Here is a 1,001-nt window from a genome sequence, read left to right on the forward strand (position 1 = left end):
CTTGTCCTGCGAGACTTTCTCGACCGCGTCAACTTGCGAGTCACCTTTACTAAGTTTGTCGAAAATGAAGACGAACTGATAAAAGAAGCACGTCCAGTGCCGATGATCATTGGCGAATTTTCTGATGATGGTCGCGGTCTGGATGAACAAGCGGGCGATGGCGTCTTCACCGTTCAATTACCTATCGAAGTGGAACCGGGCAAGTACCGCGCACGAATCACCTCTGGAAACGGCGTATTTTTGCGTGCGCAAGAACAGGTGATTTTGGTGTACCCAAACCCAGTCTCACGTACGTTTATTCAATCTCGTAGCCCAGAGAAACCACATCAGCTGGTGGTTAGCGGTGAGCAAGGTATGATTGCTCCCGGCTCTATCGCGGTAAACGTCGAGCAAAATGCACCTGATGGCTTCATTACCTACAGCCAAGGTCAAGTGTCACAGGATGGTATGAAAACCACCTTGAATTTGGATAACGATCCTGAACTGGGCAAGTACTCATGGCGCGGAGAAATCTTTGCAACGGATTTCGCAACCCAGCGAGCACTGGTGTTTCCTATTCAAGAACAAACCTTCAGTGTCGTTGATGAAGTGGATTTAGAAGCCGCCCGCATCGCCAAAGAAGCTGAGCTGGCCGAGCAACGCCGTATTGAGATGGAAAAACGCATCATTGCAGAGCGCGAAGCAGAGCGTAAACGCAGCATGATCATCATTGCGGTCGGCAACGTAGTGATGCTTTTGATTGCTATTGTGGCTTGGATTGTGTGGCGTAAGTTAAAAGCGAAACGACAAGCCATGCCTGAAATGCAATTGGAAGTGCCAAAGAAATAAGGCAGAAGAGTTAGAGAAAGAACGGAGCCCATCGGCTCCGTTTTTTGTTTATCTTAGATTATCGCTTAAGCCACTTCTGGAATTGGCTTTGGTGGTTGTTCCAAATCGGGTTCTTTTTGCACGGTTGGAACAATCCCTTCACCGACCGCACTGAGGTAGCTACCACTGAGTTT

General features: G+C 48.6%; 1 protein-coding gene. It reads left to right on the top strand.

Annotated features, from left to right (window positions below; all coding sequences use genetic code 11):
- On the top strand, positions 1–828 hold an 828-nt coding region (locus tag R7O13_RS24710; RefSeq protein WP_318304915.1), incomplete at its 5' end, for a choice-of-anchor X domain-containing protein.
- Positions 829–1,001: the final 173 nt, after the last annotated feature.

This window comes from Vibrio sp. Y176 (genome assembly GCF_033438945.1).